This is a genomic window from Rhizobium sp. 18065, assembly GCF_902706095.1.
Taxonomy (GTDB): domain Bacteria; phylum Pseudomonadota; class Alphaproteobacteria; order Rhizobiales; family Rhizobiaceae; genus Allorhizobium.
The window spans coordinates 1034716-1055947 of the sequence record NZ_CACSJP010000001.1; the positions used below are offsets into that span (position 1 = coordinate 1034716).

Below are 21232 nucleotides of genomic sequence, written 5' to 3' on the forward strand. Positions count from 1 at the left end.
CCATATTCAAGTCTGTTGAAGGGCGTTAGCGAAGGGATCCCCATTCTCCATGGCACCACGCAAGGGTGTGACCCAGATCGCTGAGATCGCCAATGGCATAATCGACCCGGTGCTCGCCCGCCGCGCCGGGATCAACACGGCTTTGCTTGGCTCGTGGGACGAAATCGCCGGCGACAGCTTTGCCGACTGCACACGACCGGAAAAGATCACCTGGCCGCGTCGCGGCGATCTGCCGGAAGCGGGCGGCCATCGCCCCGGCGTGCTGACCATTGCTTGCGAAGGCGCGCGCGCGCTTTTCCTGTCCCATGCCCAGGGCGAACTGATCGCCCGCATCAACGGCTTCTTCGGCTATCCGGCGATCGGCCAGATCCGCATCGTCCAGAAGCCGGTCTCCAATGCCAGCCTGAGGCCCAGCCGCCCGCGCAAGCTGGAAGGCGAAAAGGCTCGTCGGCTCGAGGACATGATGGAGGGGATCGAGAACGAAAACCTGCGTCGCGCCATCGAGCGGCTCGGCACCGGGGTGTTTTCCGCCAAACGCAAATGAGTGCCGCAAATGAGCGAGGCCCTCGGTCCAGGTTCGAACGAACATGGACAAAGTTTAATCGCGGCCGCGCCTAAATGTCACGGAACTTTGATATTTCCAGCTCCGGACCGCCTTGTTTGCCACCCTTTCGCGTTATATCGGTTGGCCACGTTCAATTCATTCCTAACGGGTAAGAGACATGTCGATTTCTGAACTTTCGATCACCAAGCGTCGTCTTCTGGGCGGTATTGCCGTCGCTGCTGCGGGCATGACGTTTTCCGCTTCGACGGCGTTTGCAGTCGACATGCCGACGGCTGACCGTGATGTCGACATGGAAGCCGCGCTGAAGCCGGGTGCGCTGAAGGAAATGGCGCTGGGTGATGCCAATGCCCCGGTCAAGATCATCGAATACATGTCGATGACCTGCCCGCACTGCGCCCATTTCCACGAAACCACATTCGACACGATCAAGACCAAGTATGTCGACACCGGCAAGGTCTACTTCGTTCTGCGCGAATTCCCCTTCCCGCAGGACACCGCATCGCTCGCCGCCTTCATGCTGGCGCGTTGCACCACGGAAGATCGTTACTTCCCGTTTGTCTCGATGTTCCTGAAGCAGCAGCGCACCTGGGCGGCCCCGGCTGACAACGATGTGCGCTCGGCCATGCTGCAATTGTCGAAACTCGGTGGTTTTACACAAGAGACCTTCGATGCCTGCTTGACGAACGCGAAGCTTGCCGGTGATGTGTCGGCAGTCCGCGATCGCGGCGCTGAGGAATTCGGGGTCCAGTCCACTCCGACCTTCCTGATCAATGGCAAGGCCTATTCGGGGGACATGTCGGTTGACTCCATGTCGGCCCTCATCGACAGCCTTCTCTGACCCACGTTTCGTCATCATGACGGGCGGCGGCGGAAGCTGCGCGCCCTCGTTTCCGTCTCCCCGTTTAGGGGGAGAAGGTGCCGGCAGGCGGATGAGGGGCCGTGTGCAGTGCGGTTCACCCCCCTCTGCCCTGCCGGGCATCTCCCCCACACGGGGGGAGATCAGCAGAACGGTAACCGCTTCCCGCCTGGTCAACTTCTTTGCGACTGAAGCCGCTCGACATTTCATGAGGTCCGGCGACCCATCCTCCTTCCGATCTCCCCCCCTGTGGGGGAGATGCCCGGCAGGGCAGAGGGGGGCGATCTCGTTCATGTTTTGCCCCTCCTCCGGCCCTGCGGGCCACCTTCTCCCCGCAGGCGGGGAGAAGGGGAAGGCGGCGCGATGAAGTTCAATCGCCTGCGCCTTCTCGGCTTCAAGTCCTTCGTCGAACCTTCCGAATTTGTCATCGAACGCGGCCTGACCGGCGTTGTCGGTCCGAACGGCTGCGGCAAGTCGAACCTTGTCGAGGCCCTGCGCTGGGTCATGGGTGAGAATTCCTACAAGAACATGCGCGCATCGGGCATGGACGATGTCATCTTCTCCGGTTCCGGCAATCGCCCGGCCCGCAACACGGCGGAAGTCGGGCTCTATCTCGACAATTCCGACCGCACGGCACCGGCCGCTTTCAATGATGCCGACGAGATCCAGATCACCCGCCGCATCGAACGCGGCCAGGGCTCGGTCTACCGCATCAATGGCAAAGAGGCCCGCGCCAAGGACGTGCAGCTGCTGTTTGCCGATGCTTCGACCGGCGCCCGCTCGCCGTCGATGGTCGGACAGGGCCGCATCGGCGAATTGATCTCGGCCAAGCCGCAGGCCCGCCGCCAGTTGCTCGAAGAAGCCGCCGGCATTTCCGGCCTGCATTCGCGTCGCCATGAGGCCGAGCTGCGCCTGCGCGCCGCCGAAACCAATCTTGAGCGTCTGGAAGACATCACCGCCCAGCTCGAGACCCAGATCGAAAGCCTGAAGCGTCAGGCCCGCCAGGCCAACCGTTTCAAGATGCTCTCGGCCGAGATCCGCAGCCATGAGGCCATGCTTCTGCATATCCGCTGGGCCCAAGCCAAACAGGCCGAAGGCGAGGCGGAAAGCGCGCTCAATCAGGCGATGTCGATCGTCGCCGAAAAGGCCAATGCCCAGATGGAGGCGGCCAAGACCCAGGCGATCTCCAGCCTGAAACTGCCGCAACTGCGCGAGGAGGAGGCGAAATGCGCCGCTGCCCTGCAGCGCCTGCAGATCGCCCGTTCGCAGCTCGACGAGGAAGCCTCACGCCTGCTGCGCCGTCGCGACGAACTCACCCGCCGTCTCGCCCAGCTGGATGAAGACATTCGTCGCGAAGAGCGTCTGGTCTCGGAAAATGCCGAGGTCATTGCACGCCTGACCAGCGAAGAAGCCGAACTCGAAGACATCCTCGCCGATTCCGGCCGTTTCGGCGAAGAGGCAAAGGAAGCCTTCGATGCCGCAGCCGTCGCTCTTGTCGAAAGCGAACGCGCCTTTACCGCGCTGACCGCCGAACGCGCCGCGGCCGCCGCCGGCCGCAACCAGTTCGAACGGCTGATCCGCGATCTGGCCGACCGGCGTGGGCGCCTGGAGCGCCAGACAGCCGACGCCACGCGCGAACTTGAAGATGTCGCCGCCCGTATCTCGGCTCTACCCGATCCGGACGAAAAGCGCGAAATGGTCGACATGGCCGAGCAGGCGCTGGCTGATGCCGAAGCCGCCGCCATGGAAGCGGAAGCTGCCCTCAATGAGGCGCGCCGCACCGAGGCGATGGCGCGCGCGCCGCTCGATGCCGCCCGTGCCAAGGTCAATGGTCTGGAAACCGAAGCCCGCACCATCGCCCGCATGCTGGCCTCTGCCACCACCGGCGATTTCCCGCCGGTGGCCGACGAACTCTCCGTCGATCGCGGCTATGAGACGGCGCTGGGCGCTGCCCTTGGCGACGATCTCGAAAGCGCCCTTGATGCATCAGCGCCCGCCCATTGGCATGGCAATGGCGACGGTTCCAACGATCCGGCTCTGCCCTCCGGCTGCCAGCCGCTCCTGACCCATGTCCGGGCGCCGGCAGCACTCACCCGCGCATTGCGCCAGATCGGCGTCGTCGATGGTGGCGATGCGATTGCCCTGATGGCGAAACTCCAGCCCGGCCAGCGTCTCGTCACCCGCGAAGGTGCCGTGTATCGCTGGGATGGCCATGTCACCGGATCGGAAGCGCCGAGTGCCGCCGCCCTTCGTCTTGCCCAGCGCAACCGTCTGGCCGAGATCGAGCGCGAGACCGAGGAAGCCCGCGACGCGATGATCGAGGCGGAGGACCGTCTGGCGGAAGCCGCCGACACGATCCGCAGCGAGGAAAGCCGGCTTGCCGACGCCCGCGATCGCCAGCGCCTGACCGTGCGCCAGCTGAAGGAGGCCCGCGATGCGCTGGCCCAGGCCGAGCGCGCCTCCGGCGATCTCATCCGTCGCCGCGAAGTGGTGACCGAGGCCGTCAACGGCCTGAAGGCGCAGATCGAGGAAGCGCTCGAACAGGAAGAAAACGCCCGCATCGAGATGGAGGAGACGCCTGATCTCTCCGAGCTCGATGCCCGTCTCAGCGATGCCGAAAGCACCGTTGGCCGTGACCGTGGCCTGGCAGCCGAAGCCCGCGCCCGTTTTGAAGGGCTTGCCCGCGAAGACGATATGCGCCGCCGCCGCGTGCTGGCCATCCAGCAGGAACGCGCCAGCTGGCAGACCCGCGCCAGAAGCGCCGAGGATCATATCGCCACGCTGCGCGACCGCGAGGCGGAAGCCCGCGACGAGATCATGTCGCTGGAAATGGCGCCCGACGAATTCGAGGATAAGCGCCGCCAATTGATGTCGGCGCTGGAAAAGGCCGAAAAGGAACGCCGCGACGCCGCTGATCGTCTGGTCGAGGCCGAAACCCGCCAGCGCGACGCCGACCAGAAGGCGGCCTCGGCTCTGGCCGAACTCGCCGAAACCCGCGAAAAGCGCGGCCGTGCCGAAGAGCGTCTGGTGTCGGCCAGGGAATGGCGCAAGGACGCCGAGACCCGCATTGCCGAGGCGCTGAACGTTGCCCCGCACGAGGCCTTCCGCCTGACCGGTCTGAAGGACGCCTCCGAGATCACCGACCTGCGCGAAGTCGAGCGCAATCTTGACCGGCTGAAGATGGAGCGCGAGCGGCTCGGCGCCGTCAACCTGCGGGCCGAGGAAGAGCAGAAGGAACTGTCGGAAAAGCTTGCCGCCCTGATCAAGGAGCGCGACGACATCATCGATGCGATCCGCAAGCTGCGCGGCGCGATCCAGAGCCTCAACCGCGAGGGCCGCGAACGCCTGATCGCCGCCTTCGACGTGGTCAACGCCCAGTTCCAGCGGCTCTTCACCCACCTGTTCAATGGCGGCACGGCCGAATTGCAGCTGATCGAAAGCGACGACCCGCTGGAGGCAGGCCTTGAAATCCTCGCCCGCCCGCCGGGCAAGAAGCCGCAGACCATGACGCTGCTGTCGGGCGGCGAGCAGGCGCTGACAGCCATGGCGCTGATCTTCGCCGTCTTCCTCACCAACCCTGCGCCGATCTGCGTGCTCGACGAAGTCGACGCACCGCTCGACGACCACAATGTCGAGCGCTACTGCAACCTGATGGACGAGATGGCGGCCTCGACCGAGACCCGCTTCGTCATCATCACCCACAATCCGATCACCATGGCCCGCATGAACCGCCTGTTCGGCGTCACCATGGCCGAGCAGGGCGTCTCCCAGCTCGTCTCGGTTGATCTGCAGACGGCGGAACAGCTGCGCGAGCGGGATCTGGCGTGAGATGAAGTCGGCGTTTCAAGCAATACTTATTGCCACCTTTATGGCCACATTTGCCAATGCCCAGTCACCTGATCCGGCGCTCGCCGGCAATTTCCTGCCCTCGGTGCTTGCCTCGTCCGCGCCGCATCGCGACAGTCTTGTGGCTCTGATCAAGGGCAAGCAGGGGCTGCCGTCCTGGGTTCGAAACATGGTCCGGCAGCCACGCTACGTGGCGCTGGCTTCGCAGCAGGTCGAGGTTGCCGGAAAGCCGATGCAGGTATTCGAAGCCTGCGAGGCGAAACGTTGCGAGGAAAGTCGGATCCGCGTGCTCTATTCCGCCGATGGAAAGCGCACCTTGCTGCGGGTATCCGACGTGAAGCTGGGCGAAAAGATCTTCGGTCAGCCCTCGGCGGGCGAAATGCGAGCCCTGGGCCTGTAGGACAGGTCATCGCGGTCCCAGTGCTGTTCGATGATCGCGGCGGCGCGACGGGCCTGGCTTTGGAACGTCAGCGTCTGTGCCAGGGCCCGGCCGCGTTCGGCGATCGCCTTTGTCTCGCGATCATGGCTGCGGACCCAGTCGATCTTTTCGGCAAAATCCGTCATGTCGGCTGACACCGGCACGTAATGCTCCCACGGCTTGAGATCGTCGTAATACCATTGCGAAAAGCCGAATTGCGAAGTGACCTTCAGGACGCAGCAGCCGTAGAGCATGCGCACCAGAAGGTTCGACCAGGTGTTCGAATAGCCGTCGATATCGATGGCGAACTTGCGCCCGAGCCAGCTTTTGGAAGCCATCGGCTCGGCCATCAGGTCCTGCCGCAGCACTTCCATCTCGAAATCGCCTTCGCTCCAGCGGACGCCGACCAGCCGGACATCCGTTCCGGGCAGGTCCTTCAGCCGCCGTACCATGCGCAACCGCTGCACCACGGCCGGATTGTCCGTGTCCTCCGGCCAGAAACTGCCCCAGCCACAGCCGTTCATCCCGCCGCGCCAGACAATGTCGCCGGATCGGTCGTCCCAGGCCGGTGCCGCTTGGCCTAGGTCCCGATCGGCTGAAAACCCGTCATTCTGGAAGAAATGCGGGTCGGGCAGGGCGATCTGCCGGGCAAAACGCACCGAGGGCGCAAAGCGGGCATTCGACACATCCTCGCCGTCGGATGCGTTCACCGTGATGTGCTTCACCTCCGGCGCTGCAAGGCTCAGCCAGTAGGCATAGCCGCAGACGTTGCGGCGCATCGATCGGGCGAACCGGCGGCGGGCATCCCGTTCGATGACAAGGGAAATCTGCCGGCCGTGGCGTTCGATCAGCACGTCGCGTGGCGGATTGCCGCCATCGGTATAGCGTACACGCACCTGCGGCGCGGCTGCGCCGACCCGGGCAAATTCGCGCCTGAAATAGGGTGCAACCGGCAGCGCGTAGAAGAGGCGAAGAGGGTCGAGACTGAAAGTGCCGCTCATGCTGTTCCTCGACTGAAGGCAGGACCTCCTGCTTCCATCCGTCCGGTTGAGATCAGGCCACGACTGCTTCGCGTCCGACCGTATTTGTGTCCGACAGCGCGCGGCTGGCGAAGATCGAAACGAGGATCAGCGGCAGGCAGACGAGATAGGCGTTGCGGATGCCCCATGCCTCCGCCACGAAGCCGAGCAGCGGCGGAGCGAGGAAGAACACGACAAACGCCATCTGCCCCAAGGCCGCGACATTGACCACGGCCGGTCGGTCGCTGCGTTGTGCGGCCGCCGTCACGGCCATCGGATAGACCGCGCTGCAGCCGCCGCCCATCAGTGCAAAACCTGCCAGTGCGACAGTGGCATTGGGTGCAAGCCAGACCATGGCAATGCCGAGTGCTGCCGTCGCCAGCAGGACCAGCGCCACGCGCCTTGGCCCGTATCGATCGACAACCGGATCGACCAGCAGCCGCGCCAGCGCCATGAAGAAGGCAAACAGCGTCAGCCCCGAGCCACTGACGAGGGGCGAAACGTCAAAGACGTCGTCCATGTAGATCGCCGACCAGTCGATGCCGGCACCTTCGATCAGGAAGGCCGAAGTGCCGATCAGGCAGAGCGGCAAAAGCCCGAGCGTTGGCAGCGCGAAATGCGGTGCCTTCTCGCCGTCTGCCATTGCTGTGACCGGTGCATTTTTCATGCCGGCGATGATGATCGTGGCGATGACGAAGACCAGCCCGAGCACCAGATGCAGATGCAGCTGCATGGAAATGCCGGCCTGCCGGATCACCGATGCGGTGATGGCGGTGACGAAGAAGCCGAGGCTCCAGCAGCCATGCGCCCGGTTCATGATACCGAAGCCGATCCGCGCCTCGATCCGGCCGATCTCGACATTCAGTGTGATTTCCAGCGCGCCGGCCAAAAGCCCTATACAGAACAGCGTGCAGAACACGGCCTGCGCATTCGGCATCAGCGGAATGAGCGACAGCAGCGCCACGATGCCGAGCAGGGAGATTGCCAGCGACACTTTCGTGCCGAGGCGGACCAGCAGCGGCGAAGATGCGGTCAGCGAGATCAGCGTGCCGATCGCCATGCCGATCAGGGTCAGCCCGAGTTCGGCCTTGTTGAGCCCCAGGCTTCCCTGCAGGTCCGGCATCCGGGCAAACAATGCCCCGGTCGAAACGGCAAACAGGAAAAACGCGAAATAGACACGAAACTGCGGTGGCATGGACATGACGGGACTCAATGGGTTCGAAACGGACGTCATGGCAGTGCCACTCTGTGTCTGCTGTGTCCAGCCGCGATCACTGCCAGACAGTCGGGTTGTGCAGGCAATGTGAGCCAACGCACTGCATGCGGTTTGGCTCTCCGCGCCTGAGGGTAAGACGGCTCAGCTCTACACTTTCACCAGCCGCACCCGCGTGCCCCATGGGTCCAGCGCCTCGAAGCCTCCGTCAATCTCACTGACCGCAAAGCCCTTGGCGGCAAGCTCGGCCTTGCGGGCGGCAAGGATTGTGTCGTCGTTCGTCTGCAGCGAAAACCAGTCGAGACCGGTCATGCTGTCCTGGCGTTGGCCGGCGTCCCGGCTGTCCCAGATATTGGCGCCGACGTGATGGTGGTAGCGTCCGGAAGACAGGAATGTCGCGCCGCGCTGGTCGTCGCCCGCCACCACGTCAAGCCCGAGGCCGGTATTGTAGAAGCCGCGCGCCGCCTCCAGCGCGCCGACCTTCAGGTGGATATGCCCGATCCGCAAACCGGCGGGCACCGCCGCATAGTCGTCGCGGTCGGTGCGCGTCTGGGTCTTGAGGAAGATGTCGTCGATATCGAGTTCCTTCGTGCCCATCGACACGCGGTCGCCGGCCCACAGCCAGCGCTCCACCGGCCGGTCGCTATAGACCTCGACGCCATTGCCCTCGGGATCGGCCAGATAGACGGCCTCCGAGACGCTATGATCGGCAAAGCCGACCAGCGGAAACTGGCTGCGCGCCACATGCACCAGCCAGCGTGCCAGATCAGTCCTTGAGGGCATCAGGAACGCGGTGTGGTAGAGACCTGCCTGACCGCTTGCCTCTGGTTCCGCATCCGGGCGGCTGAGGATATGCAGGAGCGCCACGCTGCCGGCGCCGAGCGTCACTTCGTCCGTCGTCTCGGCCAGAACCTCCAGTCCCAGCATACCGGTGTAATAGCCCTTGAGCAGGCCCATGTTCCTGGCGCGCAGGCAGACCGCGCCGACATGAACCGGACGGGTCAGCGCGAAGAGCGGGGCGGTTGATTGTGCCGCCGGCGCGCCGGCCTGTTCTGCCGTCAAGCCCTCTGCCTTCAGCGCTCCTGCCATCGCTCCGGACAGCGTCGCCGCTCCCGCCAATGTCAAAAGCCGCCGTCTGGTTACGTCGATCCGCATATGCCGCCCCAAAATGTGTCGCTCAAATCCCTTGAGATCGTGATTTCGCATACACCCGACGCTCTGGTTTCGCCTGTCACGACTGCGTCTGCAATCTCACTTTGGCGTGACCTGTCTGCGCTCATTGCCGCAATTATGATGCATTGCAGCATAAACATCGGAGCTTGGCGTTTTCATTCCGTCACATTTGCTGTAAACGATGGAAAAACAAGCCTGTTTGGGTGGAGAGGGCTATGAGGAAGTGGGTTTACACCTTCGGCGGTGGGAAAGCCGAGGGGCGTATGGCCGATGTCGACCATTTGGGCGGCAAGGGTGCCAATCTCGCCGAGATGGCAAGCCTCGGCCTGCCTGTGCCCCCCGGCCTGACCATTGTTTCCGATGCCTGCGGCTTTTACTACAGCAATGCCAAGACGCTTCCCGATGATCTGAAGGCCGAAGTATTGGCCGGCATCAGGGGTATCGAGGCGATCAGCGGCCGCGGTTTCGGCGATACCAGCCATCCGCTGCTGCTCTCCGTGCGTTCCGGCTCGCGCTCCTCCATGCCCGGCATGATGGATACGGTGCTCAATCTCGGCCTGAACGACCATACCGTCGAGGCGCTCGGCCATCATTCCGGCGATGCGCGTTTTGCCTGGGACAGCTATCGCCGTTTCATCCAAATGTATGGCGATGTCGTCATGGGCCTAGACCACGAAGTCTTCGAGGAAATCCTCGAAGACGAGAAGGGGCGTTTGGGCCATGAACTCGACACCGATATGTCGGCCGTCGAATGGCAGCATGTCGTCTCGCTCTACAAGGAAACGATCGAGCAGGAACTGGATCAGCCATTTCCGCAGGATCCGCATGTCCAGCTCTGGGGTGCGATCGGCGCCGTCTTTTCCTCGTGGATGAACCCGCGCGCCGTCACTTATCGCATGTTGCACAACATTCCGCAGGAATGGGGCACGGCCGTCACCGTCCAGGCCATGGTCTTCGGCAATCTCGGCTCGACCTCGGCCACCGGCGTCGCCTTTACCCGCAATCCGTCCACCGGCGCCAGGGAGCTTTACGGCGAGTTTCTCGTCAATGCGCAAGGCGAGGACGTGGTGGCCGGCATCCGCACGCCGCAGTCGATCACCGAGGAGGCGCGCATCGACAGCGGCTCCGACAAGCCGTCGCTCGAAAAGCTGATGCCCGAGGCCTTTGCCGAATTCGGCCGCATCTGCGACCGGCTGGAGGCCCACTACCGCGACATGCAGGATCTTGAATTCACCATCGAGCGCGGCAAGCTGTGGATGCTGCAGGCAAGATCCGGCAAGCGCACCACCAAGGCTGCGATGAAGATCGCCGTCGACATGGTCGCGGAAGGCCTGATCACCGAGGAAGATGCCGTTCTGCGCATCGAGCCCTCGTCGCTCGACCAGTTGCTGCACCCGACCATCGATCCGCGCGTCCAGCGCCACATCATCGGCTCCGGCTTGCCGGCGTCGCCGGGCGCTGCCACGGGCGCAATCGTCTTTACCGCCGAAGAGGCCGTCGAAGCCGACAGCGAAGGCCGCAAGGTCATCCTCGTCCGCGTCGAGACCAGCCCGGAAGACATTCACGGCATGCATGCCGCCGAAGGCATCCTGACGACGCGCGGTGGCATGACCAGCCATGCGGCCGTCGTCGCCCGCGGCATGGGCATTCCTTGCGTTTCCGGTGCCGGCACCATGCGCGTCGACCTGCGCAACGAACAGCTGATCGGCATGGGCGTGACGCTGAAAAAGGGCGATGTCATCACCATCGACGGCTCGGCCGGCCAGGTGCTGAAGGGCGAGGTGCCGATGCTGCAGCCCGAACTGTCGGGCGATTTCGCCAAGCTGATGCAATGGGCCGACCGCACCCGCCGCATGACGGTGCGCACCAATGCCGATACGCCGGGCGATGCCCGTGCGGCCCGCTCCTTCGGCGCCGAGGGCATCGGCCTTTGCCGTACCGAGCACATGTTCTTCGAGGGTGACCGCATTCACGTCATGCGCGAGATGATCCTCGCCGAAGACGAGGCGGGCCGTCGTGCGGCGCTGGAAAAGCTGCTGCCGATGCAGCGTTCGGACTTCACCGAACTTTTCACCATCATGCATGGCCTGCCGGTGACCATCCGCATGCTCGATCCGCCGCTGCATGAATTCCTGCCCAAGACCGACGAGGAGATCGACGAGGTCGCAGACGCCATGGGCCTCGAGCCCGGTTTCATGCGCCGCCGCATCGATGCGCTGCACGAGTTCAACCCGATGCTCGGCCATCGCGGCTGCCGGCTGGCCATTTCCTATCCGGAGATCGCCGAAATGCAGGCCCGCGCCATTTTCGAGGCCGCCGTCACCGCCGCCCGCGACACCGGCGCCCCGGTCGTGCCGGAAATCATGGTGCCGTTGGTCGGCCTGCGCTCCGAACTCGATTATGTGAAGGCCGTCATCGACCGCGTCGCCCGCGAGGTGATGACCGAGGCCAAGCTGGAGATCTCCTACCTCGTCGGCACGATGATCGAACTGCCGCGCGCCGCCATCCGCGCCCATATCATCGCCGAGGCCGCCGAATTCTTCTCCTTCGGCACCAACGATCTGACCCAGACGACGTTCGGCATGTCGCGCGACGATGCCGCCGCCTTCATCCCGACCTACCAGCGCAAGGGCATCATCGTCCATGACCCCTTCATCTCGCTCGATTTCGACGGCGTCGGCGAACTGATCCGCATCGCCGCCGAACGCGGCCGCAAGACCCGCCCCGACATGAAGCTCGGCATCTGCGGCGAACACGGCGGCGACCCGGCCTCGATCCATTTCTGCGAGGATGTCGGGCTGGACTATGTCTCGTGCTCGCCGTTCCGCGTGCCGATCGCGCGGCTGTCGGCGGCGCAAGCGGCGATCAAGGCGCGGGGGTGAGTGGAGTTCCCTGCCTTCCTGCCACGTGATTTTCGCCTTGGCTTGGCAGTTGGCTTGATCTCGTCCGTTCCAATCTTCGTCAGAATCAAAGCCGACTGTCCGCTCCCGGCCCCGAAGTGACCGGTGATATCGTCGCAATCCAGTGCCGGATATGGGCAATCGAACCGGAGCGGCAAAAGGGCAGCATCCAGACCGGTCGATTTCTATTGGCAAACTCCCATGTTATAATCCCGATCCTGGCGTCGTCCGCCGTGGGTTCTGCACACGGAGACTTGTCTCATGAGTGAAATGGACGTGCTTTTTGCTACCCTGCGACAGGCAGCTGACCAGCATACGGTCGAGTGCATCGAAAACGCCGTCAGGCATGGCTCGGATCGTGATCTCAATCGCATCAATGCGCTCGCCTTCGCCGGTAAACATCATCTCGATGAAGAGAAAACGATTGCGGCGCTTCTCCACGCCGCCCGCATCGGCGTATTCGAGATGACCTGGAATGTCCTTTGTCCGGGATGCGGCGGTGTCCTCGACAGTGGCGCCACCCTTAAGGGAGTAGTCCACGACACCTACCACTGCGCGCTCTGCGCGGCCGGATATGAGCCGACCCTCGACGAGATGGTCGAGGTAACATTCACCGTCAGTCCGAGAGTGCGCAGGATTGCGGCCCACGACCCCGATCGGCTGTCTCCGATTGAATACTACCGCCAGATCTTCTTCAGCTCCGGAGTGGACCTGCCGGAGGATCTCGAGGCGCGGTTCGAACGCATCCTGTTGGAGATGATCGAGCTCGCTCCGGGCGAGAAGGCTTTCGTTTCGCTGCAACTGCCGGCGCAGTTCGTCATCATCTTCGATGCGGTCACCCATTCGGCGAAATTCATCGACGTGCAGGGCGAGCCCACCGACGAGCGTCAAAGCCTCTCGATGGTCATCAGCCAGGCGCATGCGCTGAACGAAACGCTGATACTGCGTCCCGGCCTGTTGCGGCTCACCCTCGAAAACCACACCGATCGCAGAGTGGTGCCGAATGTCTGCATCGCAGGAGACGACCTGCACGACCTTCTGGGCCGTAGGCGCCCTTTTCTGACGGCCAAGCGGCTGCTGACGAACCAGAGCTTCCGCGACATCTATCGGACCGACACGCTTGACGTCGATCAGCGCCTCAAGATCACCAGCCTGACCTTCCTCTTCACCGATTTGAGGGGATCGACCGCGCTCTACGAGCGCGTCGGCGATCTTGCCGCTTTCGATCTGGTGCGGGCGCATTTCAGGGTTCTTCACGAGATCGTCGCGGCAGAGGCCGGAGCCGTCGTCAAGACGATAGGCGATGCAGTGATGGCGACCTTCCCGAGCCCGGACCGCGCGGTGGCGGCGGCACTCAGGATGCGCGAGGCGATGCTCCGGCTGAATGCCGAACACGGTAGCGACGACCTTCTCCTGAAGATCGGCATTCATGAGGGACCATGCCTCGCCGTCAACCTGAACGACCGTCAGGACTATTTTGGCCAGACCGTCAATATCGCCTCCCGCGTCCAGGGCCTTGCCGATCCCAATGTGATCATGACGACTGAGGCGATCGTCGGCGACCCCAAGGTTTCAAGGATCCTCCGCAACGGCGGCATCACATCGGCCTCTCGCATGGAGGAACTCCACGGCATCGGGCGCGAGGTGAGGATTTTCGCGCTGTCGTGAGTTGGTCTGCTTGTCGATGGAAGGGAGAGTTGAGCGGCTTTCGCTGACGCAACGCTGTCGGGGCTTTTCCTTGTCGAAGGAGATGGCCGCCTTGCGCCTTCATTTCGGTCGCTTGAGCGAACTATCGGCACAAACCAGAAGCAGACATCTGCTCAATCAAGGCGCGTGGTGTCTTTGCGCCAACTGCGGTCATAGATACTTCATTCCTCGAACCTGTTGGCGACCACAAGGGTGCGGTCTCGGTTTGTGACAAGGTTCACCAAGCCGCCGTTTTTAAAACTGCCCGGATGGATGACGTGTCTTGTGACGGCCTCGAAATCCGGGCCCACAGGCGCGTCCATTCCATACGTTCTACCATTGCCGCGAATTTTTTCACTTTTGAACTCCCACCCGCGCAAGAGCAGATCAAAGTCCGTAGGGTCAATTTTAAAAGCACAACTGATTATAATGTCTGTGATTGCCCGTGCCGAGCATTCTGTATCTCGCACAGAGGAAGGCAGCTCCGGGAGATTGAGAATAAAGGCAATCCTTGCCGGGTTTTTCAAATGATCTCGGGCATTGATGCGCTGGATGTAAACATATGCAAACGCCGACGTACACACGACTGATATAACGACTGTGCCCGCCAAAATCACACGCGCTCGCAGACTTACCATACTCCTCCCCAGGCTCCCCGACGAACGTCAATGCATATTTTTGAGACTTGCAGGGATCAGCGACGGAAGCAAGCAGTTGTCCTCTTCGGGCCGAAGGCTGTCATGGCAGCGATGCGCCAATTGCGGACGTTGATTAAGCAACCGCCTACCATTTCCGTACGCAGAATTGCGCATCGCAAAAGCCTTATGCTGACAAGATGCTCGTCGGCAGTCGAACCGTGATTGTCGTACCTCCGGGTCCGCTCGCCCGCGCGAGTGTTCCCCCGATCTGACGGACGAAGGCATCTACGAACCTCGTTCCCATGCCAGACGATGCAGTCGTTCGTTCTTTGCCATCCAGGCCGACGCCGTTATCTTGAACCGATAGGATAAACTCGTCGTCGCGCTGCCGGAAGCCGATGACGACGAGGCCCATGTTGTTGGGGAAAGCATGTTTGATCGCGTTCGTGGCAAGCTCGTTGACCAATAAGCCAATCGGGACGGCATGGTCAGCGATGACATTGAAAGGTTCAACGTCCAAGGCTATCTCTATTTTCGATCCTTCACCGAGGAGACTTGAACGAATGCTTGCGGCAATTCCTGCCAGGTAGGCAGGCATGTCAACCGGCCCAAAGGCGCTGGAGCTGGCGATCACATCGTACAGGATTCCAACCGCATTGATGCGCGACTGCATTGCCTGATAGCCGACGACGCACGGCTCTGCCGCTCGCCTTATTTCAAATGAGACAAATGCAGAGATGATTGCGAGCGAGTTCTTGATGCGGTGAGCTAATTCCGCCGCCATCATGTCCTTGTTGCGATCAGCATTGATGGCCTCAGTGACATCCTCGAAAGCAAGCAAAAGGTTGGTGACATGAGTATCCGGCATATGGATTTTGCGTGCATTAAGCTTGAACACGCGATGTCCGAGATCGGGGAATTCGTCTTCGATTAGGAAGCTCTCGAATACAGTTTCTTCCGGAACGACATGTCTAAGGAGCGCGGTCAGCGCAGCGACATCCCATTGTCCTTGCTTCAATTCATCAATGCGCCTGTTCAACACATTTGCCTCCGTATCGCCGAACAAGCGCACGAAGTTACGGCTGGCCGTGGTGATGCATAAATTCTCGTCGAGTATGACAAAGGGATCGCGCACTGTATCGGCGATGCTTTGCGCTATTTTAACGGCACGGTCGGCACGAAGCTGCTCTTCGCGCGAGGCGGTCACATCAACTTGCGAAGCGAAAAAGAACTGTAGCTCTCCGGCTTTGGAAAACACTGGGCTGACATACAGCGTGTTCCAGAAAGCGGAGCCATCTTTGCGATAGTTCAGGATATCGACCGTGATATCCGTGCGCGCAGCAATAGCAGTTTTGAGAGATGCGACAGTGTCTAGTTCTGTGTCTATTCCCTGGAGAAAGCGGCAGTTGCGCCCCATGATCTCGTCGCGCTCGTAGCCGGTGAGAGCTAGAAAAGCGTCGTTGACGAAGACGATTGGATTGTCGTCCTGACGAGGGTCAGTGATTATCATTGGCATTCGCGTTGCGCGAAGAGCTGCCGCAAAAGGATCGCCCCTGCCCTGCTCATGCTCAAGGCGGTCGGTCATCTCCCACGCGTCAAACTTTTCCAAAAATACTTGCCTTCCATGGGATGCCGGGGCTGGCGTGGCAGAAGCTAACACGAGCGGGCCAACCATTATAGAGCAACTAACATATGGCTATGCATGAACCGAAATTTGCGTACTGGTGTTCGGTTTGCAATTCTAACAGCTTAGACGGTGCAAAAATCAGGTGCGGTTATCGCCCATGTCTGCAAAGGGCCGATTAGCGACGAGATGTGCTATCATCCGCTGCCTGATGGAGGCGACGCGGCGGGAGGAGTGGCGGAGAATTCGTCATGGATATTATCCCACTACGTCCCCGCCGCCCCTGGAACAAGGGTATTCTTGTTGGTCAGAAGCGCCCACTTCAGCCCAAGAACGTGTGGTCGATCCGTGTTCGACTGGAAATGAGCGGAGCGATCAGAGAGCTGGCGCTCTTCAATCTCGCCATAGACAGCAAGCTTCGCGCTTGCGACCTTGTAAGACTGAGGGTCGAAGACCTATGGTCTGGTAGCTCGGTCAGGGATCGAGCCACCATCATCCAAAAGAAGACAAAGCGGCCCGTACAGTTCGAAGTGACTGAGCAAACGAAAGCTGCACTTGTAGCATGGCTCCCATTCGTCCGACGTAGCGGCGGCAGCTATCTGTTCCCAAGCCGCCGCAAGACGTCGCAGCATTTGTCGACGAGGCAGTACGCCCGGATTGTCCAGCGATGGGTAACGTCCATCGGACTTGAAGCCAGCGCCTACGGGACCCACTCCCTGAGAAGAACTAAGGCGGCACAGATTTACAAGAAGACTGGCAATCTCCGAGCCGTGCAGATTCTGCTCGGTCACACCAAGCTTGAAAGCACCGTCCGATACCTGGGTGTCGAGGTGGACGATGCTCTGCGGATCGCTGAGCAGATTGAACTGTAGGTTCGTGACCATCGGCGGATTGCCGATGGTCCCTCTCGCGCCAAAAGGAGACGTTGCGCGAGTATCTGCACCTTTGCGTGAACGCGTGCGGGCGATTTTCAGTCCGTTGCTGCCTGGCACCCTTGCCAAGACAACGTCTTCCATCAGAGGTTAAGGTCCACGTCAAACCTCCGGTTTGAAGAGCTTGGGCTAATTGGAAGCGGAGCGCCTGGCAACTGCCGTAGTGGCGGCTAGCGTCACCCTAGCTGGCACACCATATGATTGTTGTTCAACTATGGAGGAAAAACACATGCCGCAACCGCTTACCCCTGAGCAACAGGGCCGACTTATTCTCGATGCTATGAAATCCTACAATGTTCGTTCGGGTGAAGTTCTGATGCAGCAGCACGTCATGCAGCACGGCATCAAACACGGGCTCTCAAATGATGATCTCACTGCGGGCTTAAACTACGCCCTTGAGCAGGGGTGGATTACCATCAACAGCAACAAGCATTATATCCTGACTGATAAAGGCTACGTGGAGGTCTGATCCATCGAAGCAAGTGTGGCATCCAGCAATTCCCGCTGGGTGCCATATTTTGCTTCCCACGGCCGCTTGCCCATCAAATGAATCGTATTGCGTGAATGCTGATGGTGCGCTTCCCAGAAGAATGGCCTCCTCATCTTGGCCTTCTGGCTCATACCGCGCCACTCAAATCCGATGGGGTGGTGGCAGGTTGTTCGGCCGGCGCACTCACGGCTCCAGTTGCCCGCAACCGCACACTCCAGTTGGCAACGCGCGCCAGGTGAGCAGGATTTTCGTTTTCAAGTTCGTCTTTCGTTCTCCTGTGGATACTGCCAACAACCTTAGGACGTGTCACCGCAATTCATGTAACTGTGTCGTCGAAGGTGAGCGCCATGACCGAAGCCATCGAAGCAGTAAAGCCGTACCGCATTCTCAGCCTTGACGGCGGAGGTGCGAAGGGATTCTACACTTTAGGCGTCTTGGAGGAGATAGAAGGGCTTATCGGGTGCCCTCTTCATGAAAAGTTTGACCTGGTCTTTGGAACAAGTACCGGCGCTATTATTGCGGCAATGATTGCCCTCGGCATGCCGGTGAAAGAAATACACGCCCACTACCTCAAATATGTGCCAGAGGTCATGCGGCTAAAAACGCCTTCTCAGAAATCCGCAAAGCTTGCCGAGCTTGCCAAGGAAATCTTCAAGGAAGCCAAATTTGATTCCGTGAAAACCGCCGTCGGCATTGTGACCACCAGATGGGTGATCGAGCGGCCGATGATCTTCAAAGGAAGTGTCGAGCAAGCTCATGGCAGGAAGGGTACGTTCCTTCCCGGCTTCGGGGTGACCATTGGGGACGCCGTCCAGGCCTCCTGTTCTGCCGTGCCCTTTTTCTCTCCGAAGACCGTCACCACAGGCAAGGGTGACGAGGTTGAGCTTATCGATGGTGGATACTGCGCCAACAATCCGACCCTTTACGCTATCGCCGATGCCACCCGTGCGCTGAACCTTGCCCACAAGGACTTGCGTGTCGTCAGCGTCGGTGTCGGCGTCTATCCTAGCCCCAAGCCGCGTTTTTTCAGCGCCATGTACTGGGCGAAATATTTCCAGAGTCTCCAACTCTTGCAGAAGACGCTGGAAATCAACACCCAATCGATGGACCAGCTTCGCGTGATCCTTTTCAAGGACGTGCCAACGGTCCGCATCAGCGACACGTTCGAGCAGCCTGAAATGACCACGGACCTCTTCGAGCATGACCTGAAAAAGCTGAATATCCTTCGGCAGCGCGGGCGTGAGTCCTTCGCCAAGAATGAGCCACTCCTCAAGGAATACCTCCTCTAACGGGATTTGCGAATGCCTATCAACGAGAACCAGCTCGATACGTGGTCAGCACTAGGCAGCGTCCAGCAATCGGCGGCGACCTACAAGACTATCAGTGGCGTCTTGAACGACACCGAATCCCCGTATTACCTGAAAATTTTCGGTACTTTCCTGCAAGGATCGTACGGCAACGATACCAACATCTATGCCGACAGCGATGTGGATACGGTTATTCGACTTACTTCGGTTTTCTACTCCGATACAAGCTCTCTCGGAGCAGGTGACAAAGCAAACTACGACCAGAAACGTTCGCCTGCCGAATACTCCCTGGCCAAATTCAAGGAAGAGGTTTCGGGCTGGCTTACCAAAAACTTTGGCAACGGCGTGAAGGCTGGCACCAAGGCCATCTACATTCCAGGCGGCGGCGCGCGGCGCGATGCGGACGTGCTTCCTTGCGCCGAGCATCGTCACTATTGGACCTATCCCACATACGGAGAGCCAACTTTTCGGGAGGGCATCGTCTTCTGGAAGAGCGACGGCACCAAGATTGTCAATTACCCGAAGCAGCATTCAGCGAACTGCACGACGAAGCACCAGAATACCGGAAGCTATTTCAAGCCAACCGTGCGCATCTTCAAAAACATGCGGAACCGGATGATCGCAGCAGGTACACTTGAGGCGGGTGTTGCACCGTCATATTATCTCGAAGGCCTGATTTCCAACGTCCCTAATGAGTTTTTCGGCAAGTCGTATCAACAGACCATCACCAACTGCATCAATTACATTTCGATTGCCGACACGAAGGAGTTTACCTGCGCAAACGGCATTCACTACCTACTTCGGGAAGGCCACGACGTCTGCTGGTCGCCGGCTAAGTTTGCGTCGTTCATGTACGCCCTCAAAAAATTCTGGGGCTGAGACGCCTCTACCGAATACTTCACCCACTTTTCCAGCATGACCTTGCGGGTGTAAACGTTGGCGCTGGTCGCCAGCCGGACATCGGCAATGAACGCTGCCAGCGACGGCATCCTTCTTTCTCCCCTCACCGCCCAGCGATAGGCCTTGCGCACAGCGTACAGCGGGAATTCGGCCAGTTGCACAGGTCATATTAGAATGTTTATCGCCGTGAAACGAGGAGCTCCCAAGCGACGACTAGGCAAAACGTACTCTCTATGACGGCTTAGGGCTTTATGCGGAAGTCGCTTGTCGAACGTCAGAGGTCCGCTTTCGAGTGGGCCGCACCAGCAGCGGCCAGTCCGCCTCAGGCTCCAAATTCGACCTCCACTTCCACTACCTCACCCCATCCTCCCGATTGCTGCCGCCGCCGCCGCAGGCTAGGTTGTGCCCTCATTCCTCCCGGAGACACCCCATGCCCGGCTATTCCGCCCGCCCACCTGCCATCCCGACCGTCGTGCTCGACGATGCCGTCACCCGCATCACCCGCTGGGATTTCGAGCCGGGTGCGGCGACCGGCCATCACACGCATGGGCTCGGTTATGTCGTGGTGCCGATGACCGATTGCCATTTCCTCATCGAGGACGAGGCCGGCGAGCGCCGGGTGACCAGCCGCGCCGGCGAAGCCTATCGCCGTGATGCCGGCGTCGAGCACAATGTCGTCAATGGCGGCGACCAGCCGATGAGCTTCATCGAGATCGAGTATAAATGACCGGCGACAGCGACGAAGCTGCGCCGGATATGCCACCGGAATTTGTCACGACCTTCGAGCCGGCGCATGGCGTGCCGGTGCCGCTCGCCGATGGCGTGGCGCGCATCACCGTCAACAATCCGAGCCCGTTTACCTTTCACGGCACCAATACCTATATCGTCGGCGAAAGCTCGGTCTGCGTCATCGATCCGGGCCCGGAAGACGAGGCGCATTTCCGCGCGCTGATGCAGGCGCTCGCGGGCCGCGAGGTCACCCATATCGCCGTCAGCCACACCCATCGCGACCACTCGCCGCTGGCGCGTCGCCTGAAGGCAGAGACCGGCGCGATCATCGTCGCCGAAGGACCGCATCGCCCATCGCGGCCGCTGCACGAGGGCGAGGCCAATCCCTTTGCCGAAAGCGCCGATATGGAGTTCCAGCCCGATGTCGCGCTGGCCCATGGCGACACAGTCAAGGGCGATGGCTGGCAGCTCACTGCCCTGCACACGCCGGGTCACACCGCCAATCACTGCGCCTTTGCGCTGGATGACCGCGGTATCGTCTTTTCCGCCGATCATGTCATGGCCTGGGCAACCTCGATCGTCGCCCCGCCGGATGGCGCCATGGCCGACTACATGGCCTCGCTCGACATGCTGCTGGAACGGCGCGACCGGATCTACTTTCCCGGCCATGGCGGCCCGGTTACCGATCCACCCGCCTTTCTGCGCGGGCTGCGCACCCATCGCCGCATGCGCGAGCGTGCGATACTGGAGCGCATCCGCCAGGGTGACCGGCTGATCCCGGACATGGTCAAGGTGATCTATGCCTCAACCGATCCGCGCCTGCATGGGGCAGCCGCACTCTCGGTGCTTGCCCATCTGGAGGATCTGGTGGAAAAAGGGCTGGTTGCGACCGACGGTCCGGCCCGGCTTCTCGGCGTATACCGGATCGCCTGAACC

The 21232-nt window shown here is 61.0% G+C and carries 17 protein-coding genes; 12 read left to right on the top strand and 5 right to left on the bottom strand.

Going from position 1 to position 21232, the window contains the following annotated elements; all coding sequences use genetic code 11:
* The first annotated feature begins 49 nt into the window (after window positions 1-49).
* The 4 genes from GVK95_RS04990 to GVK95_RS05005 all read left to right on the top strand — a co-directional run bounded on the left by GVK95_RS04990 (window position 50) and on the right by GVK95_RS05005 (window position 5667).
* Window positions 50-544 carry a DUF721 domain-containing protein gene (locus GVK95_RS04990; RefSeq protein WP_159947114.1) on the top strand — a complete coding sequence of 165 codons (495 nt, stop codon included), beginning with the start codon at window positions 50-52 and terminating at the stop codon, window positions 542-544.
* Window positions 545-722: 178 nt separating this feature from the next.
* The gene (locus GVK95_RS04995) at window positions 723-1403 is read left to right on the top strand and encodes a DsbA family protein (RefSeq protein ID WP_159947115.1); all 681 of its coding nucleotides are present in this window, start codon (window positions 723-725) and stop codon (window positions 1401-1403) included.
* Window positions 1404-1784: 381 nt separating this feature from the next.
* Window positions 1785-5249 carry a chromosome segregation SMC family protein gene (locus GVK95_RS05000; protein ID WP_159947116.1) on the top strand — a complete coding sequence of 1155 codons (3465 nt, stop codon included), beginning with the start codon at window positions 1785-1787 and terminating at the stop codon, window positions 5247-5249.
* Between the two features lie 40 nt (window positions 5250-5289).
* Window positions 5290-5667 (top strand): Ivy family c-type lysozyme inhibitor, encoded by a 378-nt coding sequence (locus GVK95_RS05005; protein ID WP_244618638.1) that lies wholly within the window; start codon window positions 5290-5292, stop codon window positions 5665-5667.
* Here the strand turns inward: GVK95_RS05005 and GVK95_RS05010 are convergent.
* The 3 genes from GVK95_RS05010 to GVK95_RS05020 all read right to left on the bottom strand — a co-directional run bounded on the left by GVK95_RS05010 (window position 5628) and on the right by GVK95_RS05020 (window position 9066).
* Window positions 5628-6686, bottom strand: a complete 1059-nt coding sequence (locus GVK95_RS05010; protein ID WP_159947118.1) for a glycosyl transferase family 90 — start codon at window positions 6684-6686, stop codon at window positions 5628-5630. The genes GVK95_RS05005 and GVK95_RS05010 overlap by 40 nt on opposite strands.
* 52 nt (window positions 6687-6738) lie before the next feature.
* On the bottom strand, window positions 6739-7905 hold the full coding sequence (locus GVK95_RS05015; RefSeq protein WP_159947119.1) for an MFS transporter: 1167 nt from the start codon (window positions 7903-7905) through the stop codon (window positions 6739-6741).
* Between the two features lie 162 nt (window positions 7906-8067).
* A complete protein-coding gene (locus tag GVK95_RS05020) occupies window positions 8068-9066 on the bottom strand; it encodes a VOC family protein (RefSeq protein ID WP_200844220.1) in 999 nt (332 codons plus the stop codon).
* Window positions 9067-9305: 239 nt separating this feature from the next.
* Here GVK95_RS05020 and ppdK point away from each other — a divergent pair, with 239 nt between their 5' ends.
* On the top strand, window positions 9306-11972 hold the full coding sequence (ppdK, locus tag GVK95_RS05025) for a pyruvate, phosphate dikinase (RefSeq protein WP_159947122.1): 2667 nt from the start codon (window positions 9306-9308) through the stop codon (window positions 11970-11972).
* Between the two features lie 279 nt (window positions 11973-12251).
* Window positions 12252-13658 carry an adenylate/guanylate cyclase domain-containing protein gene (locus GVK95_RS05030; RefSeq protein ID WP_159947124.1) on the top strand — a complete coding sequence of 469 codons (1407 nt, stop codon included), beginning with the start codon at window positions 12252-12254 and terminating at the stop codon, window positions 13656-13658.
* A 200-nt stretch (window positions 13659-13858) separates the two neighbouring features.
* Here the strand turns inward: GVK95_RS05030 and GVK95_RS05035 are convergent, their stop codons facing one another.
* Both GVK95_RS05035 and GVK95_RS05040 read right to left on the bottom strand, forming a co-directional pair.
* Window positions 13859-14314 carry a hypothetical protein gene (locus tag GVK95_RS05035; protein WP_159947126.1) on the bottom strand — a complete coding sequence of 152 codons (456 nt, stop codon included), beginning with the start codon at window positions 14312-14314 and terminating at the stop codon, window positions 13859-13861.
* A 184-nt stretch (window positions 14315-14498) separates the two neighbouring features.
* The gene (locus tag GVK95_RS05040; RefSeq protein ID WP_244618639.1) at window positions 14499-15923 is read right to left on the bottom strand and encodes a PAS domain-containing protein; all 1425 of its coding nucleotides are present in this window, start codon (window positions 15921-15923) and stop codon (window positions 14499-14501) included.
* A 266-nt stretch (window positions 15924-16189) separates the two neighbouring features.
* On the opposite strand from GVK95_RS05040, the gene GVK95_RS05045 reads away from it, so the two are divergent.
* The 6 genes from GVK95_RS05045 to GVK95_RS05070 all read left to right on the top strand — a co-directional run bounded on the left by GVK95_RS05045 (window position 16190) and on the right by GVK95_RS05070 (window position 21229).
* On the top strand, window positions 16190-16810 hold the full coding sequence (locus GVK95_RS05045; RefSeq protein ID WP_159947130.1) for a tyrosine-type recombinase/integrase: 621 nt from the start codon (window positions 16190-16192) through the stop codon (window positions 16808-16810).
* A 289-nt stretch (window positions 16811-17099) separates the two neighbouring features.
* On the top strand, window positions 17100-17339 hold the full coding sequence (locus tag GVK95_RS05050) for a hypothetical protein (RefSeq protein WP_159947132.1): 240 nt from the start codon (window positions 17100-17102) through the stop codon (window positions 17337-17339).
* Window positions 17340-17707: 368 nt separating this feature from the next.
* Window positions 17708-18649: a patatin-like phospholipase family protein gene (locus tag GVK95_RS05055; protein ID WP_159947133.1), complete on the top strand. Its 942-nt coding sequence runs from the start codon at window positions 17708-17710 to the stop codon at window positions 18647-18649.
* Between the two features lie 12 nt (window positions 18650-18661).
* The gene (locus GVK95_RS05060; RefSeq protein WP_159947135.1) at window positions 18662-19546 is read left to right on the top strand and encodes a nucleotidyltransferase; all 885 of its coding nucleotides are present in this window, start codon (window positions 18662-18664) and stop codon (window positions 19544-19546) included.
* Between the two features lie 451 nt (window positions 19547-19997).
* On the top strand, window positions 19998-20294 hold the full coding sequence (locus tag GVK95_RS05065) for a cupin domain-containing protein (protein WP_159947137.1): 297 nt from the start codon (window positions 19998-20000) through the stop codon (window positions 20292-20294).
* Window positions 20291-21229 (top strand): MBL fold metallo-hydrolase, encoded by a 939-nt coding sequence (locus GVK95_RS05070; protein ID WP_200844200.1) that lies wholly within the window; start codon window positions 20291-20293, stop codon window positions 21227-21229. Before GVK95_RS05065 ends, GVK95_RS05070 begins: the two co-directional genes overlap by 4 nt.
* Window positions 21230-21232: the final 3 nt, after the last annotated feature.